The sequence below is a fragment of the Pseudoclavibacter sp. 13-3 genome (assembly GCF_021168475.1).
Lineage (GTDB): Bacteria > Actinomycetota > Actinomycetes > Actinomycetales > Microbacteriaceae > Pseudoclavibacter_A.
Genome location: NZ_JAJOZT010000002.1, coordinates 206,241 through 231,694, shown reverse-complemented (window position 1 = coordinate 231,694; position 25,454 = coordinate 206,241). Strand labels below are relative to the sequence as shown.

The window sequence follows — 25,454 nt, the reverse complement described above, 5'->3', positions numbered from 1 at the left end:
TCAGCCCTGACGAATCTGACCGTCACGCGGCACGATAATCATGGGAATCGGCAAGGTGCGCACGAGCTTTCCCGCAGTGCTGCCCAAGAACGTGCGCCGCGTCTGGGCCAAACGCGATGAACCGATCAAAGCGATCTCTCCTGGATCCCAGTCCACCTGATCGACTGCACGGTCGACCTGGCCAGCAACCTCCACCTGTGTGGTCACGCGAAGGTGCTCTGGCAACCGCTCGATCGCCGCAGTATCGAGCGTGTGCCGAGCTCGCTGCAGGGCATCCTCGCCAAGGGTGGGCACTGTTTTAAACGTCAGCAGACGAACCGGCGTATCTTGCGGCTGCGCCAACAGCGTCGCGGTATCAAACATCGAGCGGTTGCCTCCAAGATCACCGACGGCGACCGTGACACGTACCAGCGGAGCAGCAGGACCGATCTCACGGGCATTGTCAGGAGCCAGCGCCAGCGCCACATCGGCGCTGTGCAGCAGCACGTTGCTCACACTGCCGAGCGAGAATCGGCTGAGCAAGCTGTTGCGTGCCGTGCCGATGACGATGACGCGAGCGTCAAGATCGTGAGCCGCAGTCAACAGCCCAGCGGGCACCGACGGGTCAACAACAAGGTGCACCCGCACACTTGGGCCTCCGGGTACTAACGCGCCGACGTCGTCGAGAGCGTCTTGAGTCTTCTGGCGACGGGCTTCGAAACCCGCAGCCCCTTTGGCATCCTCGGCCGGAGCGATGACGCTCACGACGTGCAGTTCATCTGCGGTGATGGATGCCAGGCGTGCACCGAGCATCAGGGCATCCCGTCCTGATGTGGAATCGCGATATGCGACGACAATCGACATGTGTTCCTCCTGCTGAGTTCGCTGGTGCGGGCAGGCCCGTTCCAGCAGTGAATGGTTGGTAAGCGAGAGCTTTATCAGCATGCTCATAAGGCACCTCTGCCTCGTGCACGCTGTCGGTCGCAGATGGTTGCCGCTGCCCCAATGGCATCGCCGGCCGCGGCGACAACCACGATGCCAAGAACGCGCTCATCAAGGTGGTCTGCAACCGAGACCGTTCCCGTGGTTTCTTGGGCACCAAGTTCAACCTTCAGATCGCCATTGACGAACACTCTGGCCCGGTCAACGGGCTGGTCGCTGACGATCTCGTAACTCAGGGCCTGCTCGTTCTGCGAGAGTTGCGCAGTCACAGAAATCGGCAGCCCGCCCACAGCCCCGGCCCCAACCAGTCGCGGCAGGGCCGGCAGCTGCGGGGTTCGGCGCGGTGCACACCTGCGCTGTGATGAACGTTCGTACTCGGCGGCGACCTGCAGCAAAGTCCCATCTGCTCCAGAGACCCCGGCAAAGGTGATATCGACGGGCATGTCCGTGTCGGGCATGATGCCCATACACACTGAGACCGTTGGAATGCCGAGATGTCGAATCATGCGATTGCCGTTGGAGAATCCCGTGCCATCTTGCCGTGCGACGACATCTTCAACCACGCTGACGTCAGTGTTTGCTGCGCCAATATCTGAGTTCGCCGGAAAGACGACAACATCGAGGCCTTGGTCTTGCATCCACTTCTCCAGCCAGATGCGACGAATCTGCTCGAGCCCTTGTACCCCCGCGGCAAGCCCGGGCACGTCAGCGAGCTCATGCACGGATTGCTCAGCGAGACGCGGGATGACTTCACGATAGAAACCATACTGACGCCCCGACTTGCGGTCGACCGAATCAGGCCGCGTCGGAAAGATGGTCTCGGAATCGATGTTCACAAGTGAGTGCGGACCAGTGAAGTTGAAATCACGCATGAACTGTTGCGTCACCAGGGGGTTGAGCACCCCCCACTCCGTGCTCATCCATTCGGCGGGCAGCACCCCATCACGCACGAACGATGCGAGTGTACGTGGTGCCGACTCATAACGATCACGCAGCGGAAAGTCGACCCAGATGACTTGGGCCCCGTGAGCGCGAAGGGTCTCGAGCGCCTCATCGAACAGCCTTCGAATACTAGGCCGCACGTGCACAGCGGGAATCTCTCCAGAGGTCAGCCCCGCGTACGGGCTGAGTACACCAATGCGCAGACCAACAAGCCCTTGTCTTTCAGACAGGTCAACTGTGGCAAGCTCGACAGCCTGCTGCTGCCGCCAGAAATCGCCACGCGTATCGTCGTCAGGCACGGCCAGTACGTCGATAACTTCACACAGATCAGCAACCGTGCGCGCATGTGGCACCACGACATCCTTTGTCGCGTGCAACGGCCAGTTGCCCCGCAGCGAGAGCACGCCCCGAGAAGGTGTATACGCCGCTAAACCATTGTTCGATGCCGGGGATCGGCCAGAAGAAACGGTCTCCTCAGCCATGCCGAATGCGGCGAAGCTCGCTGCAGTCGAGACGCCAGACCCGTTTGACGACCCAGAATCCCAAGCAGCTGACAACCAGTCGCGGCTATACGGGCTCTCGGCACGCCCGTACACCCCTCGTTGCACACCACCAGCAGCCATCGGCGGCATGTTGGTGCGGCCGATCACGAGCGCACCTGCCGCGCGCAGCCTAGCGACTGTCGCGCTGTCCTCATGCGACTCGGTCGCAACCAATGCAGGCGATCCAGCGGCCATGCTCATGCCGCGCACAAGATAACTGTCTTTCACGGTGAATGGAATGCCGTGCAGAGGCCCGAGAAGCCGCCCCTCGGCCCGAAGTCGATCGAGGCGGGCAGCCTCAAGGAATGCGTCACGTGCCACCAGAGGGACGGCGTTCAGACGAATGCCACCAAGGTCATAGCGGAAGATCCTGTTCAGATACTGCACGACGAGCTCAGTACTTGTCACCGCTCCGCATTCGAGCCAGCCTCGCAATGTGGCGACCGAGGCCTCCACCACATCCACTTCTCGTGGATTCTCCATCTTCCTTCTCCTTCACCCTGTCAGCTGCACTCACTCTCACGCGAGCACTGAGGGTCCGGGGGCACCATCCACGAATGAATGATGCCCCCGACCACCAGCGTCATACGCTGGCAGAGATCGGCTACTCAGTCAGCTGCAGCGAGTAGAAGATGGGCCCCTGGATGCCCGTGCGATACCCGCTGAGCGAGTTCGTGCGGACACTGACCTGCTCGAGTTGGTCGATGATGACCACAGGAACGTAGTCATAGAACCAGTTCTGTAGCGCGTCATATCCGGCCTGCTTCTCTTTGTCGGTGCTGGCAGTGTTGATCTGCTCGTTGATGCTGGTCAGATCGTCGCTGACGGTCCAGCCTGAACCGGTGGGTTGCAAGAAGGCATAGTTCGTCGGGTCAGATGAGTAGCTGTAGTCGGTGAGCATCATGTCCCAGGCATCAGGCACGAACAGTTTTTGCAGCTGTGTAGCCCAGTCCATGACATCAAGTTGAACGTTGAGGCCGATCTCTTTCAACTGCTGCTGGATCTCAAGCGAGCCATCGTACATGAAGGAGTAATCCTTGTTCGCCATCATGTGAATGGTCTCGCCGTTGTAACCCGACTCAGCGACCAACTGCTTGGACTGCTCGACATCTCCTTGGTTGTATTTATCGAGTGATGCATCCGAACGGAGCGAGCTGCTCGCTGGCATCATGCCACCGTCAAGCGTGTAAAGATCGTCTGACTGGTGTGCAGCCTTGGCAATCTTTGACATGTCCAGCCCAGTAAGCACGGCTTGGCGAAGCTTCTGGTTGGTCGCGAAGACGCCTTGCTTCTTGTTGAACAGCAGCACCTCGACCATGGGGTCATTCTCTGCCGTCAGCGTGGAATCGTTCTTGACCTGCGAATACTGGCTCTCAGCGAGCGCGTAGCCGACTTGGTCAGTACCGCTGGTCACGTTCGCCAGTCGCGTGTTGCTATCTGGAATGATGTCAAACTGCAGAGCGTCAAGGTGAGGCGTACGATCACCGGCATAGCCGTTGGCCTCACCCTCAGGGCTCTTGTAGTCGGCGAACTTCTCCAGTTTGATGTTCTGGTCTTTCTCCCACGAGACGAACTTGAATGGGCCAGTACCGATGTATTCCTTGACGCCAGTCGCATCTGCGGCATCAATAGCAGACTTTGGCATGATCGCCATCGCTCGGTTCATGTCTGCCATCTGGTAAAGACCAGTCGCCAGGGGCTTCGCTGACTGGATCACCACGGTGTCAGCCGACGGTGAGGTAACGGTCGCATCGCCGAAGTAGGTCTTACCAACCAACGACTGTGATGCCCAGCGCTGCACCGAGGCCACAACGTCCTCTGCCGTCATGACAGCGCCATTGTGGAACTTCACACCTTGACGAAGTTTGAAAGTGAAGGTCTTGTTGTCATCGCTGACGTCATAGCTCTCGGCCAGCAACGGCGCAACGTTTCCATCAGCATCCAGAGTCACAAGCGACTCGAACACATTACGAGTCACATCTCGCGTGACATACGCACCAGTCATGATGGGGTCAAGCGTAACGGGGTTCGCGTTCAATGCGATCCGAGCCGTTCCGCCTTCTTTCGGCGTTCCACCGGTCGAGGAGCCGCCAGCACATCCGGTGAGTGATATCACCACAGCCAATGCCGCAGCGACAACGAGACTTCGTTTCGTTTTCTTCATTTCTTCTCCTTATTCAGCCGATGCCCTGACGGATCTCGGTAGGTGATGCCGCACCGTTGCCGTGCAACGAGACGGAGTTCTCAGACAAGCTGCCTGCGGGTGGGGTCGGGGATCGGAACGCTGCGAAGCAGCAAACGGGTGTACTCCGACTCCGGGGACTCAAAGATCTGTGAGACGTCACCTTCCTCGACCATTTCACCCATGCGCAGCACACCGACTTTGTCGGCCATGAAGCGCACGACGCTGAGGTCGTGTGTGATGAACAAGTAGCTCAGCGAGAATTCAGACTTCAGCTCCTGCAGAAGGTTCAACACTTGGGCCTGAATCGAGACGTCGAGAGCAGACACCGACTCATCAAGCACGATCAGTCGCGGACGCACGGCGAGCGTGCGCGCAACGCTGACGCGCTGCAACTGCCCACCAGAGAACTGGTGGGGGTACCGGTCGAAGTGCCACCGTGAGAAGCCCACGCGCTCAAGTGCAGCAACAGCCAGCTGCCGACGTTCCTCACGCGAAGACCCCAGACCTCGAATGCGCAAGGTCTCTTCGATAGCTGCACCGATAGTCTTCCGGGGGTTCAGCGCAGAGAAGGGATCTTGGAAGACCATCTGCACGCTGCCCCGCAAGGACTGCCTCAAGACGCGCTCTGGATCGTGCGTGTAATCACGCCCGTCAAGCTCGACGCTGCCCGAAGTGATGTCTTCCAGCCGACAGATCATGCGCCCGGTCGTGGTCTTACCGCTGCCTGATTCCCCCACCAACGCGTAGGTCTGACCTGCTTCAAGGGTGAACGACACCCCTTTCACGGCGTGTGTCACCGAGGTCGTGCGCCCGAAGCCACGGGCGACATAATCCTTGACGAGATCCGTCACTTTCAGCAGGGGTGCCGCGTTCGTCGTGGTGCTCATGCTAAGACCTCCTCGAGCGTCTGATCGGTCTTGATACAGCGCACATCGTGAGTGACTCCGAGACCGACATCATGCATGTCGATGTCTTCTGCGACACATGCAGCAGTCGCGAGCGGGCATCTGGTCGCGAAACGACATCCGACATGATCACTTGCCAGACGAGGCACAGAGCCCTCAATTGCCGACAGGCGCTCAGGGATTGGCCCCGACATCGGCGGCGTCGACGCGAGCAGACCGCGTGTGTACGGGTGTCGCGGGTGAGCGAAGAGCTCCTCGACGGGGGCAGTCTCGACGACTTGTCCCAAATACATGACCGCAACTCGATCGCAGACCTCGGCGACCACGCCCATGTCATGGGTGATCAGAATGACACTCATATCACGTTCGCGACTCAACTGGCGGATCACCCGCAACACCTGTGCCTGAGTGGTTACATCGAGCGCCGTCGTGGGCTCATCAGCAATCAACAACGACGGGTCGCCGAGCAGTGCGAGCCCAATCATCACACGCTGAATCATGCCGCCAGACATCTGGTGCGGATACCGGGCCATCCATCCATCCGGGTCGTCCGATCCTGCCGCCGTGAGTGCGCGACGGCACCGTTCGAGTGCTTCAGCGCGCGATTCCTCAGGAAAGTGCACATGCACGGTCTCCAGGAGCTGCTCCTGAATCGTGAACAGCGGGTCCAGGCTCGACATTGGGTTCTGAAAGATCATGCCGATCTGTCGCCCACGCAGATGCCGCAGAGCAGCCGCGTCCATGTGCAGAACGTCCTCGCCTTCGAAGCTCACCTCGCCCGAGTACTGGGTCGAGACGGCATCGTGCAGGCGAAGCAGCGAAAAGGCTGTGACGCTCTTTCCGCATCCGGATTCGCCAACCACACCGAGGATCTCCCCACGGTTCACCGAATAGCTCACACCTTCGATGGCCGGGTTCCACCCGCCGTCCTCACCGCGAAACCGAACTTCAAGGTCGCGAATCGAGACCAGCTCGGAAGGAGGTGTCGCATCGTTGGCTGCCACTGCGTCATGCGGGCTCATGTCGACTCTTTTCTTCGTCTGAACGTGTGTTGCTGCCGTGGATATATTCATCGCCTTCCCTTCGGATCAAGCCACTCGCGCAACCCGTCGCCGAAGAGGTTGATGCCGAGCACCGTGATGGCCAGCGCAGCGCCGGGGAATGCCAGCATCCACCCGGCTTGATAGAGGTAGTTTCGCGCGTCGTAGAGCATGTTGCCCCAGCTCGGGGTGGGGGCCGGTATGCCGGCGCCGATGAAGCTCATGGCCGCTTCAACCAGAATGGCATCAGCAAAGATGAACGTTACTTGGATCAGCCAGGGCGAGATCACGTTCCGGGCGATATTCCCCCACAAGATGCGAGTACTGGAAGCGCCCATATTGACCAAGACCTCAACGAATTGCTCGCCCTTGACAGTCATTGCCGAGGACCGAACAACACGTGCAACGTAGGGAAAGAACACCACGCTCAGGGCGAGAATCACATTCTGGATGCTCTGTCCGAAAGCACCCATCAACACGATTCCAAACAAGATCGCGGGAAAGGCCATCAAGCCGTCGCAGATACGCATGATCACGTAACCGACGCGAGGGTAGTACGCTGCGTATAGACCGGCCACGAAGCCCGAGGCACCCGAAATGATGGCCACGGCAAAGCCGACAGTCAGTGACACCTGACCGCCGATCAGCACTCGACTCGTCACGTCACGTCCGACGTTATCCGTACCCATGAGATGTGTGCCTGATGGACCGAGCAGCATCACATCGGTATCTGTCGAGTACGGATCGAGGTTGGCAATCAAGGGGTAGAGCATGCACGCAACGATCATGAAGAGCAGCAGTACAGCGCCCATGGCCAGTGCGGGATAGTTCTTGAGACGCCTCAGTAGTTGTCTGCGCTGAGCCCGTCGAGTGGGTTCACCCGGCTGCATGGGGGCAGGCGCCTGTCCTGGGATCTTCTCGAGTGTGGTGACAGTCATGTCAGAACGACCTCTCTCGGATGCGGGGATCAATGACTGCGTAGAAGATGTCAACGACCAAATTGATGATGATGAATGCGAGTGCCGTGAGCATAAGCACGCCCTGTACCACGGAGTAGTCGCGCCTTAGAATGGAGTTGGCGACAAGCTGCCCGATACCGGGAATATTGAAGACGGTCTCAACCACCACGGTGCCTGCGATGAGAGCACCGAACGATTGACCAACAACGGTCAGCACGGGGATGGAGGCGTTCTTCAAGCCGTGCTTCCAGATGATCTTTCGCTCTGGAAGACCTTTTGCACGAGTCGTTCGGATGAAGTCTCCAGTCAACACATCGACCATTGATGATCGGGTCATGCGCGTCACCACAGCGATCTGCAGAGAAGTCACCGCGATGGCGGGGAGCACCAAGTGCGAGACAAATCCAGCGAAGTTCTGGGTGGGTTCAACCCACCCACTCGCGGGGAGCACCTTGAGAGTCACCGCGAAGAACGCGATCAGGAGCAACCCCACGAGGAAGCTAGGGAACGCGGTGGTGAGTGTGGCAAAGCCCATGATGCCCTGGTCAGTCCAAGTACCCTTCCGCCGTGCGGCCTGAACTCCGAGAGGAATCGCCACGAGCAGCGCCAGAATCTGTCCAAGCAAAGCGATCGCGATGGTCGGCCCGAAGTGACTCGTGATCGCTTCGGTCACGCTCTGCTGCATGACATACGAGTAGCCGAGATTGCCCTGCACTAAGTGTCCACCCCAAACCAACAGCTGCTCGTACAAGGGATGGTCGAGGCCCATCTCGGAACGGACTGCTGAGATCTGTTCATCAGTGGCGTCGCCTCCGAGCAGGACACGTGCAGGATCGCCTCCGCTGAGACGGGTCATGAAGAACACGATCAGCGCGACGATGATCAGCACAGGAACCGCCGAAACCAATCGCTTCAGGATGTATTTGATCATTAATGACCCAGACCTTTCATGGACGAGATGCAGGCAAGTATCCAGTGGTCGTGTTTCCTCGTGATTTCGCTATGTTTACCAGCAGCAAACACTCTGTCTGTGTTCATTAAGGCGCTAGCGCTCGCTGTTGCGACCAGTGATCTACTGGTCATGCCTCGGCAATATCCGAGAAACACTTAGCTCCTAGCCTCCGAACAGTAACGACCGAATCTCGGTCATCCCATGGAGTCATGAAGGAGTGTCATGGTAGACGAATTGTGGGCGTGGTCGGCCACGCGATTGGCGACGGCCATCGCTGCGAAGGACGTCTCAGCGAAGGACGCCGTCACTGCATCCTTCGCACGCATTGATGCGCTCAACCCCAGCCTCAACGCGATGGTCGACGTCTATCGGGAGGAAGCCATCAACGCGGCCGAGGCTACCGACCAGTACCTTGCTGCAGGCTTCTCACTCGGCCCATTGGGCGGTGTTCCCGTGGCGATCAAAGACAACACGCATTCAGCCGGACACCCCGCCACAAATGGTATTCCTGCTCATGCGACGGAAATCTCTGCCGTTGACGATCCGGTGGTCGCACATTTGCGCCGAGGCGGGGCGAACGTCATCGGCCGCACCAACCTGCCGCCTTGGTGCTGGCAATGGTTCTCGACGAATGAGCTCTTTGGCTCGACGCTTAACCCACGAAACTCCGCTCTTACCCCCGGAGGATCGAGTGGTGGCGCTGGTGCTGCCGTCGCTGCCGGTTTTGTCTCGGTCGCGCAGGGCAATGACATCGCCGGTTCGATCCGTTACCCTGCCTACGCCAATGGCGTGGTGGGGCTGCGCCCGACGGTTGGAGCGGTGCCGGGCAATGACCCTTCGCCCGAGGATAAGCCGCTAGCGAATCAGCTCTTCGCCGTTCAGGGCCCCCTCACTCGCAGCGTGTCTGACGTGAAGCTGGCCTTCCAAGTGATGCGTGGGTACTCTCCCCGAGATGCGGTGACAGTTCCCCCTGTTGATCTTTCTGCCGGAACACGGCGCGTGGCCATCTACCGAGGAACCGAGATCGCCCCACTCGCTCCTGAGGTGGCGCAGGCACTCAACGCTTCAGCGCACGCGTTGGAATCGGCTGGCTACGAGGTCGAAGAGATCGAGACGAACCTCTTCGAGCAGATGTTCGAGTTGGAGGAGCTGCTTGCCCTGCAGGAGTTCATCCAGTCTGGGTCTACTCACCTCGATGAGGGAGGCGAGATTCTGCAGAAGGGCTTGGAAGGGCACCGTGCCCTCGTTGAGCAGTACTTCGGCAAGGGGTACGAGCTGACGCTCGGCGACTACACGCAGGCGCTGGCACGCCGCGGCACGGTCATCCGTGGTCTGCAGGCGCAGCTCGAGAAAACCCCAATCATTCTTACCCCAGCCTCTGCCGAGCTTCCATACGCACAAGACGAAGACCAACACGCACCGCTCGCTCGCAAGCTCGAGATGGTGCTCGCAGCTTGGCCGATGTGCACGACTCCGGCCGTCGGCTTCCCTGGCCTCGTCGTTCCCACTGATGTTGTAGGGCAGGGAGTTCCTCTCGGTGTGCAGCTGGTCTCGCGGCGATTTGCTGAGAACGATCTGTTCGCTGCTGGCCAAGCGCTTGAGGACACATTTGGTCCGGTGACGATCGCCCAGTGAGGTGATGCCACTCGGCATCAGAAAAGCGCCGAGGCCATCGAGAAGATGGCGCCTCGGCGCTTTTCTTTGTCTGAGAAGCTGATCAGCGAAGAGCCCGAAGCGACTCCACGCGATCATCGACAGACATGTCTAACACCCGCGTGAGCGGAGTGACCAGATCAGTCGCGTGCGAAGCCAGGTACGCGGCACGTTCAGGAGACTGCGCCGAGGCCAGCCCTCGCAGCAGGATGCGTTGGGCCTGACGCGCCGGAGCAGCCACAGCAAGCACTTGCAGTTCGGTATCGCTGATCGGGCAAACACTCTGATAGCCCGAGACGAATCGCTCAACCAACCACCAGCCTCGAGCATCCAAATCGATCATGCTGCCGGCAGCGACAGAAGTATTGAGAATGGCCGCGGTGCGCACCACATCGCCGAAGTCGATGACGCCGGCGATTCGTGCACCGTTGCCGACAAGAACGTTGAAAGGGTTGAAATCGTTATGCTCTACTTGCCAACGCATATCAGCGATCGCTGGCCACGCATAGTGAGCAAATTCGTTCAAGGATTGCTTGGTGAGGTCGAGATCCTGCCCGTTGAGGTGCTGAGTCAGTGGAGCCAAGGTAGGCAGCTCCGCAAGGTCCCAAGCGAGCCGCCGAGAATCGGCGGGGTGATTGAACCCGTTCAGGGATTCGGCAAGGCAGGCGCACGCTCCCCCAAGACGCTCCATTGCCGCCCCGTCGAGTTTCGGAGCATCATCGCTGCCAATCGGCACTCCCGGAAGAAACTCGAGCACCCGAAGCACGCGCGGGTAGCGCTGGGATTGCGAGGGATCGTCTGTCAGTGAAACTGTGGCGGCCCCAGTGGTGGTGCGCAGCACCCGGGGCACCGGTGGGCCTTCGGCACTCATATGCGCACCGGCCCAGATCATGGCCTCGGTCTGCAGACTGATAAGGTTTGGCGCCTCTGAGGCAGCAGAGATCTTGACCGTCCACGAGGCTTCATCGGTCGCCGCACGAAAGGTGTCGTCTTTCTCTGTCGGCAGTCGACGCAAGTCGACGTCGAGCGCGTAGTGCTCACGGAGCAGATCTCGAACCTGATGTTCATCGAGATGATTCACTGGCTCTTCGGTAAACCCCGATTCGCCAAGCAGAGCGGTGAGGTCGGCCTCGCGTGCTGGTGTACTGACTCGGGACATTTAGAACTCCACTTCCTGGTTCACCAGACTCGACGGCCGGGTGCATTCGACCAAGCGCTCGACGTGACTGCGCAGCACGCGCTCCCGTGCGTCAAGGAACGATTCCTCTGAAAGAAAGGCGGCATGCGGCGTGATCACCGTTTGTTCAAGTGCGCTCAACGCCCTCGGCGGCACGGGCTCGCCTTCGCAGACATCGAGCGCGGCTCCGGCGATGACCCCGTTTGTGAGGGCCGCAACCAGCGCGGTCTCGTCGACGACTGCTCCCCGGGCAGTGTTCACGAGCACCGCGCTATCACGCATCCGTTGAAACTCTGCGGTACCCATCAGGTGCCGGGTCTCAGGCAGCAACGGGCAGTGCAGCGAGACGATATCGCTCTGCGTCAACAACTCGTCGAGCGTGCCCACCTGACGAGCCCCGCACGAGCGGATGAACTCTGCTGTCTTGGTGGGAGCAAAGACGAGAATCTCGAGGCCGAGCGCGCGCAGACCGGAAACCATGCGCTGAGGAATGCCCCCGAAAAACACCAGCCCGACTGTGCGCCCGACCAGTCGGTGAGGCATTGGCGCAGCAAACGGATTCCATTCTCCGCGTCGCACTGATCGGTCAAGGCGCGTGATGCCACGGGTGATGTCGATGATCAGGCCAAGGGCGTGCGCGGCGACCTCTTCGACGCAGAACCCCGGCGCATTCGTCACACACACTCCACGCTCGGTGGCTGTGCCGGAATCGATGTTGTTTGTGCCGATAGCTTGCACGGAGACTATTCGCAGGTCGGGCAGGTGCCTGATAACCTCGCCAGTCACCTCGACGTACTCGACGACAACGCCGGCTGCACCTTGGGCGGCCTCGATAAGTGCCTCGGCGGTATCGGGGCCCGTGGCCCGTCGCAGCGTGATTTCATCAGCTACGCCCCAGCGACTGAGCAGCTCTTGTTCGTATGCTAAATCGTCAGCGATGTTGAAGTACACGACCTCTGGATGCGTCGTCATGAGGCCTTCCCCTCTCCCGTTGCTGCTTCGACTGCGACATCCCAGCCTCGATATCGACTCCCCGGAGTTAACCAGGCTTGATGTGGGGTCACCAAAGCGTGGGGCGCCGAAAGCAACGGATCTGTCTGCCACAGCGGAGGCTCGTGTTCGAGCACATCGAGTACGGCACCGCGAAGATGCTGCCGATGCAGCGCATCGGCCACCGCAGTAGCGTCGATTAGCCCACCACGCGCAGTGTTGACCAAGCCGCTCCCAGCCTTCATCCAGGTCAGAAACTGTGGACCGACCATGTTCGCCGTGCTATTGGTAAGTGGGACGTGCAAAGACACGACATCGCACGTTGCCACCAAGTCCTGCATGGAGGCGCAGAATTCCACGTGCGATGACTCCGGATACCGATCAATGGCTGAGCGGTTCCAAACGAGCGTGCGTACGTCCAATTCATGCAGCTGCACAGCCAAGCGACGCGCAATCGTGCCAAACCCGATGAGCCCGACCACAGCATCCTGCAGGGCAATGGGTTCAAGTTGACGGCAGCGCCACTCGCGATCTGCCACGGTAGCGGCACCACGCAGGAGGTCTTTGAGCAACAACAATATTCCGCTTAGTGCATATTCAGCGACTTCGGTGGCGTTGTACCCAGGAGCGCTACAGACGGTGATCCCCAAAGCCTGCGCGGCGCCAATGTCGATGTGATCGACTCCGACCGACGGAGTGGCTACGGCCCGAAGCCCAGCGATGCCACAAAGAAACCGCCCATCGACTGGCGACGCCGGCGCCGCGAGCAGCAACGATGCTGCTTGGCCCTCAGGAACTGACTCAGGACTTGCCGAAACCAGGTGAAAACCCCGATGCTCGACCAAGGATCGGATGTACTCTACCTCAGCATCGGTCTGATCGACGCGCAGCAGCAGAGCGGTGCCAGTGCCAGACTCAGCCATCATCTCATACCCACCGAATCCAGCCAGCTCAGGCTTCATCTGACGGCACTAGCGAAATGTCCTCAGGCGCCCATGACACGCTCACTCGCTCGCCCTTGCGCGTCTCTCCCTCTGGAAGGTGGCGGCGCACACGAACTTCGATTTCGAAGCCAAGGTCACAGCTTACGTAGAACCGGTATGCTGTGCCTAGGTAAATCACCTCACGCACCGTTCCCTGCACCTCAGGCCCCTTGACCTGCGCGGTATCAGCGCGGGAATGCCGGCTGCGCAGTGTGACCTGTTCAGGCCGCACGATGATCGCCGCCCGGTCTCCATCAGAGATCCGCCCCTTGCTACGTGTGGGAATCGGGAAGACCTGACCTCCAACCGCAAGGGCTCCTTGGCTCATCTGCCCGCGAAGAATATTCGACTCACCGATGAAGTCAGCAACGAAGATGGACGCGGGGTTTTCATAAAGATCCTGCGAGGTACCATACTGTTCTATTCCGCCATCGTTATAGATGGCGATCTGGTCGCTCATCACTAAGGCCTCTTCTTGGTCGTGTGTTACGAAGACAACCGTTGAATTCAGCTGCTCAGCGATGTTCTTGATGCTGATCTGCATGGTCTCGCGCAGACGCTTGTCAAGAGCACCCAGTGGCTCGTCCATGAGCAGGAGATCCGGCTCAAACACGATCGCTCGGGCCAAAGCGACACGCTGCTGCTGACCGCCTGACAGCTCCTTAGGGAATGCTCGGGCTCGGTGCCCGAGCTCAACAAGCTCGAGAGCCGCGGCTGCCTTCGCTGCAGCTTCTCGCCGCTTCATTCCTCGCACCTCAAGTGGGAAGGCCACGTTGCGCAGTACGTTCAGATGGGGGAAGAGCGAGTAGTTCTGGAAGACCATGCCGATAGCGCGCTTGTTGGGCAGAAGCGTGGTGATGTCTCGGCCGCGCAGACGAATGGTTCCTTCCGTGGGATCGAGAAACCCCGCGATCATGTTGAGCGTCGTCGACTTGCCTGAACCAGATGGGCCCAGCATAGTCAGAAAGGTCCCTTGCTCAAGTTCGAAACTGACATCACGCACAGCGTAGGAATCACCGAATTTCTTACCCACCCCCTCAAGTATGAGGGCGGGCCCGTCTGCCTCTCGTGCAGCGAACTGGTCAGCGATGGATGGGGTATTCAACGCAGTCGACATGGTTACTTCGAGCCTTTCTGTACGCGGGTTAGCCCGATCAGAGCCACTGTGGAGATGATCATGAGCACGGTACTCAATGCCGCAAGCGTTGGCGTGAGCGTGGTGCGCGACTGCGTCCACATCTCGACGGGCAGCGTTTTCAACTTGGGCGACACCAAGAAAGTCGAGACGACCACTTCATCCCACGACGTCACGAAAGCGAACAACCCGCCGGCGATCACGCCGGGGGTAATCTGCGGGAGTGTCACTCTGCAGAAAGTGGTGAGCGGCCCAGCCCCCAAGATGGATGCCGCGCGAGCCTGGTTCGGGTCGAGTTGAGCGATGCTCGACCCGACCACGACCATGACAAATGGAATGCAGATGACGGTGTGCCCAATGACGAAGCCAAGCAAGGTACCGTACAGCCCGATCTTGAGGAACAGCATATAAAGGCCAATACCGACGATCACAGCAGGGATGATCATGGGCGCCATGGTCAGCCCCTGGATAATGCCCTGCACCTTCTTAGACGACTTCAAGATACCCATCGCTGCGGCAGTGCCGAGCACCGTGGCAAATACCGTGGCGATCAGCCCGACCTGCAGGCTCACCCAGGCGGTGCGTGCCCACACGGGGTCTTCTACCAGCTGCTGGTACCAATGCAAGGTCCAACCCCCGCGGAACTGGCCGAGAGTTGGACTCTCAGTCAACGACATCGGAACGATGAACAGTGTGGGAAGCACGAGGTAGAGACCAATCAAGCCGGTGAGGATGCCCAGTACCACCCACCGAGGCTGCACCCGGCCACGAGTTTTCCGTATCGAGGAATTGCTCACTTGCGCTTCTCCTTGGTTGTGGTTGTGATCTGCTGAACCGCTGCAACCAGAGCCAGTGAGACCAGAGTGCCGCCCAACAGAATCATGCCGATGGCGCTGGCACGCACCGTGCCGATCTTCTGCACCTCTTGGATGAGCAATTCACCGACCATCATGTTGTCGGGCGAGCCCAGGAGCGCCGGAGTGATGTAGAAGCCAAGGCTCATCACGAAGACGAGCACGCCCCCGGCGAGCACCCCAGGCACAGACAACGGCAGAAAAACCTTAAAGAACCGCTGCCAAGGGTTCGCACCCAAGCTGACTGCAGCACGCAGATACGAACCGTCGATGTTGCCCATCGCGTTCATCAGCGGAATCACAGTGAACGGCAGCAACACATGCACCATGCCGATGAGTACTCCCAGTTCAGTGCGGATCAACGGCAGTGGCGCGTCGGTCACCCCCCAATCCATGAGCGTCTGGTTGATCACCCCTGTGTCTTGCAGCAGGCCGACCCAGGCAAAGGATCGGGTCAGCACACTCACCCAGAACGGCATGAGCACGAGCGCTGTGAGCAGCAACCTTAATCGCGCCCCCACACGCTGCATGACGTAGGCGTAAGGATAGGCCGATGCAAGGCAGACGACGGTGGTGATCACCGCTGTCTTCAAGGTGTTACCGAACACTTTCATGTGTGAGGGAGATGTAAACACCTCTGCGTAGGTGACCACGCCATCTTTCAGAGAATTCGCTAGCATCAGTGCCAGCGGCACGATGAAGAACACCGCGAGAAAGAGCACGCCTGGGAGCACCAACGTCCAGCCAGGCAATCGACGAGGTGCAAATCGCGTGCGCTCTCGCGCTGAGGCTGTGCCTTGAGTCATCATGCGGTGTCCTTCGTGCGGGCCTCTCACTTGTCGGTAGGCCCGCTGCAGATCAGAGATTCTTGCGATGATGCCAAATACCGTTTCACGGACACGTTTCCGATGAACGTGCCAACTGTTACATCCATGTGTCCGGACGACGAAACATGCAGCGATCGTTCAGTGCAGAATTCCCTCGCTGCGCAGCTGCGTGCACACGGCATCGAACTCGCTGAGCAGACGATCGGCGTCTCCTGCCCTGAACGCCATCGGAGGACGAATCTTCAGTATGTTGCCGTCCACACCAGAGGCAGAGATCAGCACCCGCCGCTCGCGCAATCGATTCACGATCTCCGAGGCCAATGCTGCATCCGGCGTCCAGCGTTCTCGGTCACAGACCAGATCGACACCAATGAACAACCCACTACCACGTACCTCGGCAACAGCGGCATCGTTCGCCGTCACCGACAGCAGCCCTGCCATGATCTGACGCCCCACGGCCTGTGCGTTCGCGATGAGGTGCTCATCCTCGATCACGTCGAACACCGCCTGGGCAGCTGCGATTGACACGGAGTTTCCCCCGAAGGTGTTGAAGTACCTGATTCGAGCGCCGAAGCTGTCGAGCAGTTCTGGCTGGAATACAGCGGCGGCGATGGGGACGCCGTTGCCCATGGGTTTGCCCATCGTCACGATGTCAGGAATCACCCCGTGACGCATGAATCCCCACCACCCATCACCGAGACGCCCGAACCCCGGCTGCACTTCATCGGCGATGTACAGGCCGCCAGCCTCGCGCACCACAGTAGCGGCCTCAGCCAGCCAGCCAGTGGGGTCAGGATGCACACCGTCAGAAGAGAATGCGCAGTCAGTGATCAGCGCAGCCACGGCGATCCCGTGCCGCTGCAGATCGTCCACGGCGGCCTGCACGCTGGCGCGCATCACGGCGTTGAATTCTGCTCCGCTCACTCCTAGGCGAAGCGGGTCGGGGGCTGGAATCAAGCGCACATGTGGACCCAACGGCACATGCTGTCCGAGCGACGGAGAGAATGTCGCGACCGTCTCTGTGACCCCATGATAGGCATTCGCCGTAACGATAACGCCGGTACCTCCCGTATGCCAATGCGCAACTCGCATTGCGAGATCATTGGCTTCCGATCCAGAGCAGGTGAACATTACGTGGCCCAGCTCGTCGGGGAATGTGGCCAGCAGCCGCTCGGCGTAGTCCACCAGACCAGGTTGCAGATATCGGGTATTCGTGTTCACCCGCTGCATCTGTGCATGGACTGCCTCGACGACATGAGGATGGGCGTGCCCTACGCAGGGAACATTGTTGTAAACATCAAGATACTCGTTACCGTCAGGGTCGTAGAGGTGCACCCCCGAAGCATGATCGACGGTCACGGGATGCTTGTAGAACAATCGGTATGCTGGCCCCAGAGATTCGTTACGACGCCTGATGAGCGCGCGTTCAGCACTGGAAAGTGTGTCAACGCGCGACGGGTCAAAACCATTCACCATTGCACCAGACGAAGATGTTTCAGACGTTCGGACAGACATGGAGGCACTCCTCGCTCAGATCGACCGCAGGGATTCGCGGCCAGCCTCTTCATTTCACTCCACAGGGGCCTCTCGTACACATGAAGTCGCGACACTGCAACGAACTGGAAACACTCGCGTCACAGAGCGAGCTTAGATTTACCATCATGTCCATCCACCCGACTACTGACGTACCACAGGGCACACGGGCCTGTATTTTTGGCGGCAATCGCGGTATTGGTCTTGCGGTCACCGAACGACTGCTGAGCGTAGGCGCCGAGGTCTGCTACCTGTCGCGCGCACCGGCTGATGACAGCCGGGCCACGGGCGCGCAACATCTGCCGGTGGATCTCCGATCGCCAAAAGACACGCGTCGCGCCTTCCACGACGCGATCGACACGCTGGGTGGGCTCGACCTGCTTGTATTCGGCTCAGCCTCGTTCGACCGCGGTCGCCTTGAACACCTCGACCCGCAGACTTGGGATTCCGTCGTGGCAGTGAATCTCTCCGCCGCCTTTCATATTATGCAAGAGGCCATCCCAGTGCTGCGAAATTCCACGTGCCCGCGGATCATCGTGATCTCATCGATCACTGGCCCAGTGACTGGGCTGCCCGGGATGGCACACTACGGTGCGACGAAATCAGCCCTTGAAGGGCTCGTGCGTGGTACCGCAGTCGAACTCGCCCCAGATGGCATCACCGTCAACGCTGTGCAGCCCGGGCTGATCCTCACGGACAACATGCGTGAAAGTTACGGAGCCGAGCGCCTTGAGCAGATGGATTCCCTCGTGCCAGGCGGAACGATCGGCCGGCCCGAAGACATCGCCGCTGCAATCTCATACCTGGCCAGCCCTGCCGCAGGTTTCGTCACGGGGACCACGCTGTGCGTCGACGGCGGCATGACGCTCACCGAAAACCCGTACGCGCCCTGATCGTCGGCGCCCGCCGAATCATTCTTGCAGTATCTGATCAAGCAGAGTTCGCAGCCGACCCCCGACATCGCGATACAGTTCAGTCGCTGAGCGGTCTGAGTACCACCCCATGTGCGGAGTGAGCAGCACACGCCCCATGCTCAGTAACGGGTCATCTGCTGCAGGGGGCTCGGTCTCAAGTACATCGAGGGCCGCATGCAGAATGTGGCCTTCATCAATCGCTCGAGCGAGTGCCTTCTGATCGATGATCGCGCCTCGAGCCGTATTGATGATGGCGCTGCCAGGTTTCATCATGCGAAGCTGCTGAGCCCCGATGAGCCCTCTCGTCGCAGGAGTCAGCGGGATGTGCAGCGACACAATATCCACACTCGACAGCAGCGTCATCAGGTCGGGCGCCTGCCTGGCACCCGCAGCCTCGGCCGCCGGAGTCAGACCTTTGATCTCATGGACCAACACATCCATCCCTAATGCGAGCGCATCCATGGCGACGAGCTGAGCGACATCCCCAAAACCGATCAATCCGAGCCGTCTGCCGCGAATGAGCCTCGGGCGGGTCTCCAGCACGTTCCACTCGCCGGTGCGGGCAACTCGATCGGCCTGCCGAAGATCGCGAATCACGTTGAGGATGAGCGCAAGCGTGTGGTCTGCCGCCTCACGACGATTGTGCCCAGGAGTATTGACCACCTGTACCCCACGCTGCTTCGCTGTGGCGAGGTCAACATGGTCGGTTCCCACCGAAGGCGTGATGATGACTTTGAGGTTGGGCGGCGCCAGTATGGTGTTCCTGCCAAATGACAGATCGGTCTCAGCCACCATGGCCACAGCTGCAGGGTCGTTCAAATCGTTCGGCCCCATAACCACGCGGTAGCCCGCCCCAAGAGTTTCTTGCAGGATATCGCGTTGATGAGCAAGCGGCAGCCTCGTCATCAAGGCCACGATGGGTCTCTCTATCAACTTAGTGCTCCTGTCGTCAATGCTCCTTTGACCAGTGGAACAACACCGATCGCTCAGTCACTGCCCTAATGCTGCCAGATGTGCAGGGATGTCGTAATCGGCTGCTGCGAAAGTAATCTCATCACCGAATACGAATTGCTCAGCCATTTCACCGACGGCCGGGGCGAGTTTGAAGCCATGTCCAGAGAATCCGGTCAGTGTAAGTACGGTCCCCGTCGAATCGACGTCGACCACCGGCACCTTGTTAATGGTGAAGGCGTCATGGTGCACGCTGGAGTGCACGGGCTCTGGGTTCAGATCGGGGAAGAATGACTGGGCTAAGAGCCCAATCTCGCTGAGCTTCTCGGGCGTAATCACGGCAGGAACCTCGCTGACATCAGCCACTGGGTCGTGGAAATGGCGTGGAGTGACTTTCAGGCTATAACCGTCGAGCGACGGCGCACCGAAGAAGTGCACGCCGCCCTCATCTCGAATAAAGGCTGGAAAGCGATCGGGGGTGAACAGCTCGAGATGATGCGGCATGAACCACGTCAAAGGCAACGGTTGCACAGAGAGGATTCGGGACAGCTCGGGTGACAGCCGCTTGGCCCAAGAGCCTTGTGCCACAACGGCCTGACGGGCACGAATCGTGCGACGATCAGTGGTGATGGTAACGCGTTCAGGGCCATCGACCGAGATGTCGAGTACTTTTTCGTTGGCCAGCACTTGGGCGCCGAAGCGCTGAGCCTGTTCCAGTGCACTGAGCACGCTCAATTCGGGGCGCATACCACCACCAAAGACGTCAAGAACTCCGATGTTCCCGTTCTTTACTGCGTGCTGCGGGTAACGCTCGCGCAACTGAGCAGGGTCGAGGACTTCATGCGGCAGGTCGTACTCACGCACGCTGTCGATCACGTTCTGCACCGCGGCGTCTTCGGCATATCCCACAGTCAGTGTGCCAACCTGCAGCAGCAGCTGACGACCGCTGTCCTTCTCAAGTTCATGCCAAAGCTCTCGCGACCTCAGCAGTGTGGGCACATAACGGGTTCCCTCATGATAGGCCGTCCGGAACACTCGAGACTCACCAGTAAACGATCCATGGCTGTGCACCAACCCGTACTGTTCAATGCCGACAACGGAACGAGCAGACCTGCGTGCAATACGCCACAGAGCCATCGCCCCCATTGTGCCCAGTCCGACGACCGCGACATCCGCCTCGATATGGTTCGACTCTGTCTGCTTGCGGGTATCCACCTTGTGCTCCTCTGTCTCTTCACCCATCATGTTCAGCTGCTACGCGAGATCTGGCTGATCCCAGAAGGGCAACCGGGTGCCAATGCTTTGGCGTACTGCATTGCGATAGACCTCGGTACCCCACGCCATGTCTTCAACCGGCATACCGCCAATGCTCAGAACGATGATCTCGTCATCACTCGTGCGCCCCGGATGCTCGCCCTTGATAATGGCTCCGAGGTTCGTGACTTCGTCTTGGCTGATGTGACCTTCCTTTACCAGGTCGATAAACTCCGTGCCAATGATGCCGATGAACTCGTGCAGAGCGGGCACGTCATACTCGTTTGCCCAAGATTCGTAGAGCCCAAGATAGTCGACGATCTTAGTCGCACGATTCATCAAGAATTCAGGGTCAAGCTGGAGATTCGCAGGCACGCTGAGCAAGGCACCGGGTTTGATCCAAGACTCATCGATAAAAGGATAGTTCTGCGAGCCGCGTGCACCTGTGGTGGCGGAGCTCACGATATCGGCACCACGCACCGCCTGCTCGATCGAGTCTGCGATGACGATGTTCTTGATCCCAGGAAAGTGCTCGCGAGCGTAGTCGGCGAATGCTTCTGAGGTGACGGTACGGCGACCAAAGATTTGCAGCGTGTCGATGCCCGGTCGAACGCTGAGAAACGACTCCAGCGCAGTGCGGTTCATCACTCCGGGGCCGATGATGCCCAGCACGTGGGCATCTTCTCTGGCCAGGTGGCGCGCACCGACGCCTGGCACCGCGCCAGTGCGGTAGGCACTGACCAAGTTACCCGCCATAATCGCCTTGGGTGCTCCGGTCTCCTTGTCGTTCAGCACGACAACGTGGATGGATCTGGGAAGCCCCTGTTCACGGTTCTTGGTGTTCGACCCATACCATTTGACGCCCGCGGCATCGAAGCCGCCGCCGATATATGCCGGCATCGCCATAAACCGTCGATCAGGGGCGTTCACAGGCATGTTCGGGAACGGCGAGGCATCGGGGAAAGTGATCATCATCCCATGCGAGTTATGGTCGCTTCCACCCATCCGGTAATCGCCATCGTGCAGCAGCGTCAAAACTTCTGACATGGCATCGATGCATTTAGGCATATCCTTGACACCGGCTGCGATCATGTCTGGCTCGCTGAGGTACAACACATCGAGAGCGGTTGATGAAGTCACAAGAATCTCCTTGAGGGTGCAATGGTGGCGGTCGTCATGAGGTCAGGCATTGATATCACCAAGACCGATGACTTTGAGGTTGACGAACTCCAACAGCCCCAGCTCAGTCAGCTCACGGCCGTACCCAGATCGCTTCGTTCCGCCAAATGGTACGTCAGCCCCGCCCAGCGATGGCCGGTTGATCGACACCATGCCCGTGTCGAGCCGCCCGCCGACAGCCAGGGCCCGCTGCTCATCGGCACCGAAGACAGAACCGCCCAGCCCATACGGGCTCGAGTTCGCCACAGCAACGGCTTCATTCTCATCGGCGACGCAATAGAGTTGCGTGACCGGACCGAAGAACTCTTCGGTGTAGGCGGGGTTGTCAGGAGTAATATCAGTCAGGATTACCGGCGTGAAAAACCAGCCGGAGTCTGGAAGCGCCACGTCAACGGTCTCGACGGTTGCACCAGCGGCACCGGCCCGGGCCACCTGTGCGAGCAGCTCGTCGCGTGCAGCCTGTGAACTCAGCGGCGCGAGGGTCGTGGTCTCATCACGGGGATCACCTGCGACCAGTGCGGCAACGTTCTTGCGGTACGCCGAGACGAAACGGTCATAGACAGCGTCGACAACAATCATGCGCTTCGACGACACGCACACCTGCCCCGCATTTCGGTGACGCCCGTTCGCCGCCCATTTTGCGGCGAGATCGACATTGGCATCATCGAGAACGATGAGGGCATCCGCTCCGCCGAGCTCCATAGTGCTCTTCTTGAGCGCTGCGGCAGCCTGACCGGCGATGATCGCTCCAGCCTGCTCACTGCCGGTCAAGGCAACACCGCGTACGCGCTCATCGGCGATGATGCGCGCGCTCTGCGCATGAGTGGCGAAGACGTTCGTGAACAGACCGTCTGGCGCACCAGCCTCCCCCATGAGCTTCTGCCACGCGGCTGCGGCACGAGGCACGTTTGAGGCATGCTTGAGAATCACGGTATTGCCCGCAGCAAGCTGCGGCGCGAGCACGCGAGCGATCTGATAGTACGGAAAGTTCCAAGGCTCGACGATGTAGATGATTCCTACCGGCGTGGGAACCACTTGATACTGCCCGCCCTTGTAATTCTGTGAAGGTCGCACTTGAGGCGCGAGCGCTGCTGAAGCGTGCTTCGCGTACCAGCGCAGAATGCGCACGCAATTGTCCACTTCGGCACGAGCCTCAACCAGTGTTTTGCCCATGTCAGCGGTCAGCACAGGTGCGTACGTCTCACGATCTCGTTCCAGCAAGTCGGCAATGGCGCCCAGCAGCCTTGCACGCTGCGCATGATCTGTCTCGCGCCAGTTCAGAAAGGCCTGATGAGCAGTATCCAGTGCCGAATCGACCTGCGCATCGGTCGCGTTCGGGAACTCTTGCTCGACCTGCTCGGTATAGGGGTTGATCGCTGTATACGCCACTTCTCTACTCCGTTCGCCTTATCTGGTTGACACTAGGCAGCGTGTGTTTCATTGACATTTCACATCGGTTTCCATCCCACACGCACAGGAGCCGAACGTCCAGTCGCCCACTGCGACAGCCATTGCTCGGAGGTCTACTAAACACGGCAAACACCTGGTGCAGATTAAGACTCAGTGCGACAACGTTAATGCCTATGAAACACAGCTGTCTCACAAGATCCTTAGGGTCTTCCACAAGCGAAGCTACCGCGCCGCCGTCTCACCACCAGCAACGACGAAAGAAAGAAGAGCCGCGATGAGTCTGAGATCCACCGCCAAAAAGTCCCGTGCCCTGAAGCACTCGCGTATAGCCCAGGGAATGGCAGTCGCCGCGGCAACCGCGGCTGCATTCACACTCGTGGGTTGCGCCGATTCCTCCGATGACTCGAAAACTATAACCATTTACGACTGGAGTGCGACCACTGGCACCGGCTACACACCGACGAACAATACCTATCTCTATGAGCCATGTGCACAAGACCTGGGCGTAACGGTAGAGGTCGACAACCCCATCGATTACTCCAAGATTCGCACCGCGATCGAGTCAGGCAATGTGCCTTGGGATCTCATGAACGTGCAGAACGACTTCGGGGCCAGTCCCAACGAGCTCGAACCAATTGACTACTCAGTAATCAATCGCGACCGCTTCTCCGACGACTACGCGCAGGACTACCGTGTGGGTTCAGACATTCAGGCCACAGCTGTCGCCTACAACTCCGAGTTATTCCCCACCGGTTTCGATGACTTCTCGGCCTTTTTCGACACTGAGCGGTTCCCTGGCAAGCGTGCCGTTCCCAAAAGTCTGTTCGCCGGGCTAATCGAGGCTGCGCTCATCGCTGATGGCGTGCCGAAGGATCAGATCTACACCATGCCCCTAGATGAAACACTCGACCGAGCATTCGCCAAACTCGACACCATAAAGGATGACCTCGTGTTCTGGGAAACCGGTGCTGACTCCCAGTCGAAGCTCTCCAGCGGAGAAGCAGTGGCAGGGCTAGTCTGGGTCAACCGTGCCGATGACGCAGTCAAAAATGACGGTGCACCACTTAAGGTCGTCAAGAGTGAGTGGATCCAGACCGATGACTACTGGGTCATTCCAAAGGGTGCTCCCCACGCCGAGCTGGCACAGCAGTTCATAAACTGCATCACCGACCCGGCAAAGCAGGTGCAGTGGTCGAACCACATCGTGTTCGGGCCGACGACCACCGAGGCACTGGAATCACCTGATCTCGAAGCGAACCCCAACCGTCCCACGAGCTACATCGAGGGTCAGGTAAAAGTTGACGACGACTGGTGGACTGAGAACTACAAGGCGATCGCTGAACGCTACAACTCGTGGATGCTCAGCTGATTGCTCTGTAGCAACGTGTCAACACCGGGCGGGGTCGCGGCTGGGGTCTTGACCCCGCGCGGTGTTATCAGAGCATATCTTCCAAGCGGCAGTTAACCAGCAACTCGGCAACTGACGCCTCGTTCGGGAGATCGACGATCGTACGCATCAAATGGGCGAGAGTGACCGGCTGTGTCATCTCTTTAGGGGCAATCTTCGTGGCATGAGCCGTCATATCAGTGCGCACGAAACTCGGGCACACCACACATACTCGCACGCCATCGTCCCAGGCCTCTTGACGAAGAGTGTGCGCGAGAGCAACCACACCGGACTTGCTCTCGCTGTACGCGACTTTGTCGTTACGCACGCGTTTCCCTGACATGGATGCCAGCAAGAGCACTCGGCCGCGGTGCGATGCGCGCAGGCTGGGCAGCACGGCCTGCGCTAGCATCGTGGGGGCGAGTGTGTTCACCCGCCACACCCGTTCGATTTCATCAGGCTGAGCTGTCTGGAACGGCTGAGAGCTGTTAACGCCTGCACAGTGAATCAGCGCATCCACGTGACCGGCCCAACGCAATGTCTCTTCATGCCAGCACCCGGCTGCAGCAGTGTCACAGGCGTCATACCAGGTCACCAACACGCGCTTTGAACTCGCTAGTTCCGTATCCACGCCGCTGAGGTCTCGCACGCCCAAAGACAGTTGCCAACCGGCGTCATACAGTTCTCGAGCGACTGCAGCGCCAATGCCGCGTGTCGCGCCCGAGATCATGGCCAGCCGCGGGGTCTGCGATGGCATGACC

22 protein-coding genes are annotated in these 25,454 nt (G+C 59.4%); 3 read left to right on the top strand and 19 right to left on the bottom strand.

The genetic code is table 11. The annotated features are described in order from the left end of the window. The 7 genes from LRX77_RS04580 to LRX77_RS04550 form a co-directional block, all read right to left on the bottom strand. On the bottom strand, window positions 1–924 hold the full coding sequence (locus LRX77_RS04580) for a universal stress protein (RefSeq protein ID WP_231831752.1): 924 nt from the start codon (window positions 922–924) through the stop codon (window positions 1–3). Between the two features lie 2 nt (window positions 925–926). Further along, window positions 927–2,888, bottom strand: coding sequence for an amidase family protein (locus LRX77_RS04575; RefSeq protein WP_231831751.1), 1,962 nt, complete (start codon window positions 2,886–2,888; stop codon window positions 927–929). A gap of 121 nt (window positions 2,889–3,009) precedes the next feature. Then, window positions 3,010–4,569, bottom strand: coding sequence for an ABC transporter substrate-binding protein (locus tag LRX77_RS04570; RefSeq protein ID WP_231831750.1), 1,560 nt, complete (start codon window positions 4,567–4,569; stop codon window positions 3,010–3,012). An 80-nt stretch (window positions 4,570–4,649) separates the two neighbouring features. Beyond that, window positions 4,650–5,477, bottom strand: coding sequence for an ATP-binding cassette domain-containing protein (locus LRX77_RS04565; protein WP_231831749.1), 828 nt, complete (start codon window positions 5,475–5,477; stop codon window positions 4,650–4,652). Beyond that, complete coding sequence (locus LRX77_RS04560; protein WP_231831748.1) at window positions 5,474–6,517, bottom strand: ABC transporter ATP-binding protein; 1,044 nt, start codon at window positions 6,515–6,517, stop codon at window positions 5,474–5,476. The genes LRX77_RS04565 and LRX77_RS04560 overlap by 4 nt, the downstream gene beginning before the upstream one ends. Before the next feature lie 47 nt (window positions 6,518–6,564). Further along, window positions 6,565–7,473 (bottom strand): ABC transporter permease, encoded by a 909-nt coding sequence (locus LRX77_RS04555; protein WP_231831747.1) that lies wholly within the window; start codon window positions 7,471–7,473, stop codon window positions 6,565–6,567. A gap of 1 nt (window position 7,474) precedes the next feature. Then, complete coding sequence (locus LRX77_RS04550; RefSeq protein ID WP_231831746.1) at window positions 7,475–8,425, bottom strand: ABC transporter permease; 951 nt, start codon at window positions 8,423–8,425, stop codon at window positions 7,475–7,477. A 243-nt stretch (window positions 8,426–8,668) separates the two neighbouring features. Here LRX77_RS04550 and LRX77_RS04545 point away from each other — a divergent pair, with 243 nt between their 5' ends. Continuing rightward, window positions 8,669–10,081: an amidase gene (locus LRX77_RS04545; RefSeq protein WP_231831745.1), complete on the top strand. Its 1,413-nt coding sequence runs from the start codon at window positions 8,669–8,671 to the stop codon at window positions 10,079–10,081. A gap of 82 nt (window positions 10,082–10,163) precedes the next feature. On the opposite strand, the gene LRX77_RS04540 is transcribed toward LRX77_RS04545, so the two are convergent. The 7 genes from LRX77_RS04540 to LRX77_RS04510 form a co-directional block, all read right to left on the bottom strand. Further along, window positions 10,164–11,258: a phosphotransferase gene (locus LRX77_RS04540; RefSeq protein WP_231831744.1), complete on the bottom strand. Its 1,095-nt coding sequence runs from the start codon at window positions 11,256–11,258 to the stop codon at window positions 10,164–10,166. Continuing rightward, complete coding sequence (locus LRX77_RS04535) at window positions 11,259–12,227, bottom strand: C-terminal binding protein (protein WP_231831743.1); 969 nt, start codon at window positions 12,225–12,227, stop codon at window positions 11,259–11,261. A 17-nt stretch (window positions 12,228–12,244) separates the two neighbouring features. Then, window positions 12,245–13,228 (bottom strand): NAD(P)-dependent oxidoreductase, encoded by a 984-nt coding sequence (locus tag LRX77_RS04530; protein ID WP_231831742.1) that lies wholly within the window; start codon window positions 13,226–13,228, stop codon window positions 12,245–12,247. After that, a complete protein-coding gene (locus LRX77_RS04525) occupies window positions 13,218–14,282 on the bottom strand; it encodes an ABC transporter ATP-binding protein (RefSeq protein ID WP_231831741.1) in 1,065 nt (354 codons plus the stop codon). The genes LRX77_RS04530 and LRX77_RS04525 overlap by 11 nt, the downstream gene beginning before the upstream one ends. An 86-nt stretch (window positions 14,283–14,368) precedes the next feature. Further along, window positions 14,369–15,181 carry an ABC transporter permease gene (locus LRX77_RS04520; RefSeq protein ID WP_231831740.1) on the bottom strand — a complete coding sequence of 271 codons (813 nt, stop codon included), beginning with the start codon at window positions 15,179–15,181 and terminating at the stop codon, window positions 14,369–14,371. Continuing rightward, window positions 15,178–16,047 carry an ABC transporter permease gene (locus tag LRX77_RS04515; protein WP_231831739.1) on the bottom strand — a complete coding sequence of 290 codons (870 nt, stop codon included), beginning with the start codon at window positions 16,045–16,047 and terminating at the stop codon, window positions 15,178–15,180. The genes LRX77_RS04520 and LRX77_RS04515 overlap by 4 nt, the downstream gene beginning before the upstream one ends. A 156-nt stretch (window positions 16,048–16,203) precedes the next feature. Then, window positions 16,204–17,424, bottom strand: a complete 1,221-nt coding sequence (locus LRX77_RS04510) for an aspartate aminotransferase family protein (RefSeq protein ID WP_231831738.1) — start codon at window positions 17,422–17,424, stop codon at window positions 16,204–16,206. Window positions 17,425–17,540: 116 nt separating this feature from the next. Between LRX77_RS04510 and LRX77_RS04505 the strand changes: the two genes are divergently transcribed. Further along, a complete protein-coding gene (locus LRX77_RS04505) occupies window positions 17,541–18,491 on the top strand; it encodes an SDR family NAD(P)-dependent oxidoreductase (protein ID WP_231831737.1) in 951 nt (316 codons plus the stop codon). Between the two features lie 18 nt (window positions 18,492–18,509). Here the strand turns inward: LRX77_RS04505 and LRX77_RS04500 are convergent, their stop codons facing one another. The 4 genes from LRX77_RS04500 to LRX77_RS04485 form a co-directional block, all read right to left on the bottom strand. Continuing rightward, a complete protein-coding gene (locus LRX77_RS04500) occupies window positions 18,510–19,418 on the bottom strand; it encodes an NAD(P)-dependent oxidoreductase (RefSeq protein WP_231832004.1) in 909 nt (302 codons plus the stop codon). 84 nt (window positions 19,419–19,502) lie between these two features. Beyond that, entirely contained in the window at window positions 19,503–20,678 is a 1,176-nt protein-coding gene (gene solA, locus LRX77_RS04495) for an N-methyl-L-tryptophan oxidase (protein ID WP_231831736.1), read from the bottom strand. Window positions 20,679–20,717: 39 nt separating this feature from the next. Beyond that, complete coding sequence (locus LRX77_RS04490; protein WP_231831735.1) at window positions 20,718–21,857, bottom strand: tyramine oxidase subunit B; 1,140 nt, start codon at window positions 21,855–21,857, stop codon at window positions 20,718–20,720. Between the two features lie 42 nt (window positions 21,858–21,899). Further along, window positions 21,900–23,285, bottom strand: coding sequence for an NAD-dependent succinate-semialdehyde dehydrogenase (locus LRX77_RS04485; protein WP_231831734.1), 1,386 nt, complete (start codon window positions 23,283–23,285; stop codon window positions 21,900–21,902). Between the two features lie 358 nt (window positions 23,286–23,643). Between LRX77_RS04485 and LRX77_RS04480 the strand changes: the two genes are divergently transcribed. Next, window positions 23,644–24,675, top strand: a complete 1,032-nt coding sequence (locus tag LRX77_RS04480) for an extracellular solute-binding protein (RefSeq protein WP_231831733.1) — start codon at window positions 23,644–23,646, stop codon at window positions 24,673–24,675. A 67-nt stretch (window positions 24,676–24,742) separates the two neighbouring features. Here LRX77_RS04480 and LRX77_RS04475 read toward each other — a convergent pair whose 3' ends face one another. Then, window positions 24,743–25,450: an SDR family NAD(P)-dependent oxidoreductase gene (locus LRX77_RS04475; protein ID WP_231831732.1), complete on the bottom strand. Its 708-nt coding sequence runs from the start codon at window positions 25,448–25,450 to the stop codon at window positions 24,743–24,745. Window positions 25,451–25,454 lie beyond the last annotated feature (4 nt).

What these genes read in the sequence shown, in the direction of transcription:
- LRX77_RS04580 (WP_231831752.1), bottom strand. Translation starts at nt 924, where the DNA reads ATGCTGATAAAGCTCTCGCTTACCAACCATTCACTGCTGGAACGGGCC.
- LRX77_RS04575 (WP_231831751.1), bottom strand. Translation starts at nt 2,888, where the DNA reads ATGGAGAATCCACGAGAAGTGGATGTGGTGGAGGCCTCGGTCGCCACA.
- LRX77_RS04570 (WP_231831750.1), bottom strand. Translation starts at nt 4,569, where the DNA reads ATGAAGAAAACGAAACGAAGTCTCGTTGTCGCTGCGGCATTGGCTGTG.
- LRX77_RS04565 (WP_231831749.1), bottom strand. Translation starts at nt 5,477, where the DNA reads ATGAGCACCACGACGAACGCGGCACCCCTGCTGAAAGTGACGGATCTC.
- LRX77_RS04560 (WP_231831748.1), bottom strand. Translation starts at nt 6,517, where the DNA reads ATGAGCCCGCATGACGCAGTGGCAGCCAACGATGCGACACCTCCTTCC.
- LRX77_RS04555 (WP_231831747.1), bottom strand. Translation starts at nt 7,473, where the DNA reads ATGACTGTCACCACACTCGAGAAGATCCCAGGACAGGCGCCTGCCCCC.
- LRX77_RS04550 (WP_231831746.1), bottom strand. Translation starts at nt 8,425, where the DNA reads ATGATCAAATACATCCTGAAGCGATTGGTTTCGGCGGTTCCTGTGCTG.
- LRX77_RS04545 (WP_231831745.1), top strand. Translation starts at nt 8,669, where the DNA reads ATGGTAGACGAATTGTGGGCGTGGTCGGCCACGCGATTGGCGACGGCC.
- LRX77_RS04540 (WP_231831744.1), bottom strand. Translation starts at nt 11,258, where the DNA reads ATGTCCCGAGTCAGTACACCAGCACGCGAGGCCGACCTCACCGCTCTG.
- LRX77_RS04530 (WP_231831742.1), bottom strand. Translation starts at nt 13,228, where the DNA reads ATGAAGCCTGAGCTGGCTGGATTCGGTGGGTATGAGATGATGGCTGAG.
- LRX77_RS04515 (WP_231831739.1), bottom strand. Translation starts at nt 16,047, where the DNA reads ATGATGACTCAAGGCACAGCCTCAGCGCGAGAGCGCACGCGATTTGCA.
- LRX77_RS04500 (WP_231832004.1), bottom strand. Translation starts at nt 19,418, where the DNA reads ATGACGAGGCTGCCGCTTGCTCATCAACGCGATATCCTGCAAGAAACT.
- LRX77_RS04480 (WP_231831733.1), top strand. Translation starts at nt 23,644, where the DNA reads ATGGCAGTCGCCGCGGCAACCGCGGCTGCATTCACACTCGTGGGTTGC.
- LRX77_RS04475 (WP_231831732.1), bottom strand. Translation starts at nt 25,450, where the DNA reads ATGCCATCGCAGACCCCGCGGCTGGCCATGATCTCGGGCGCGACACGC.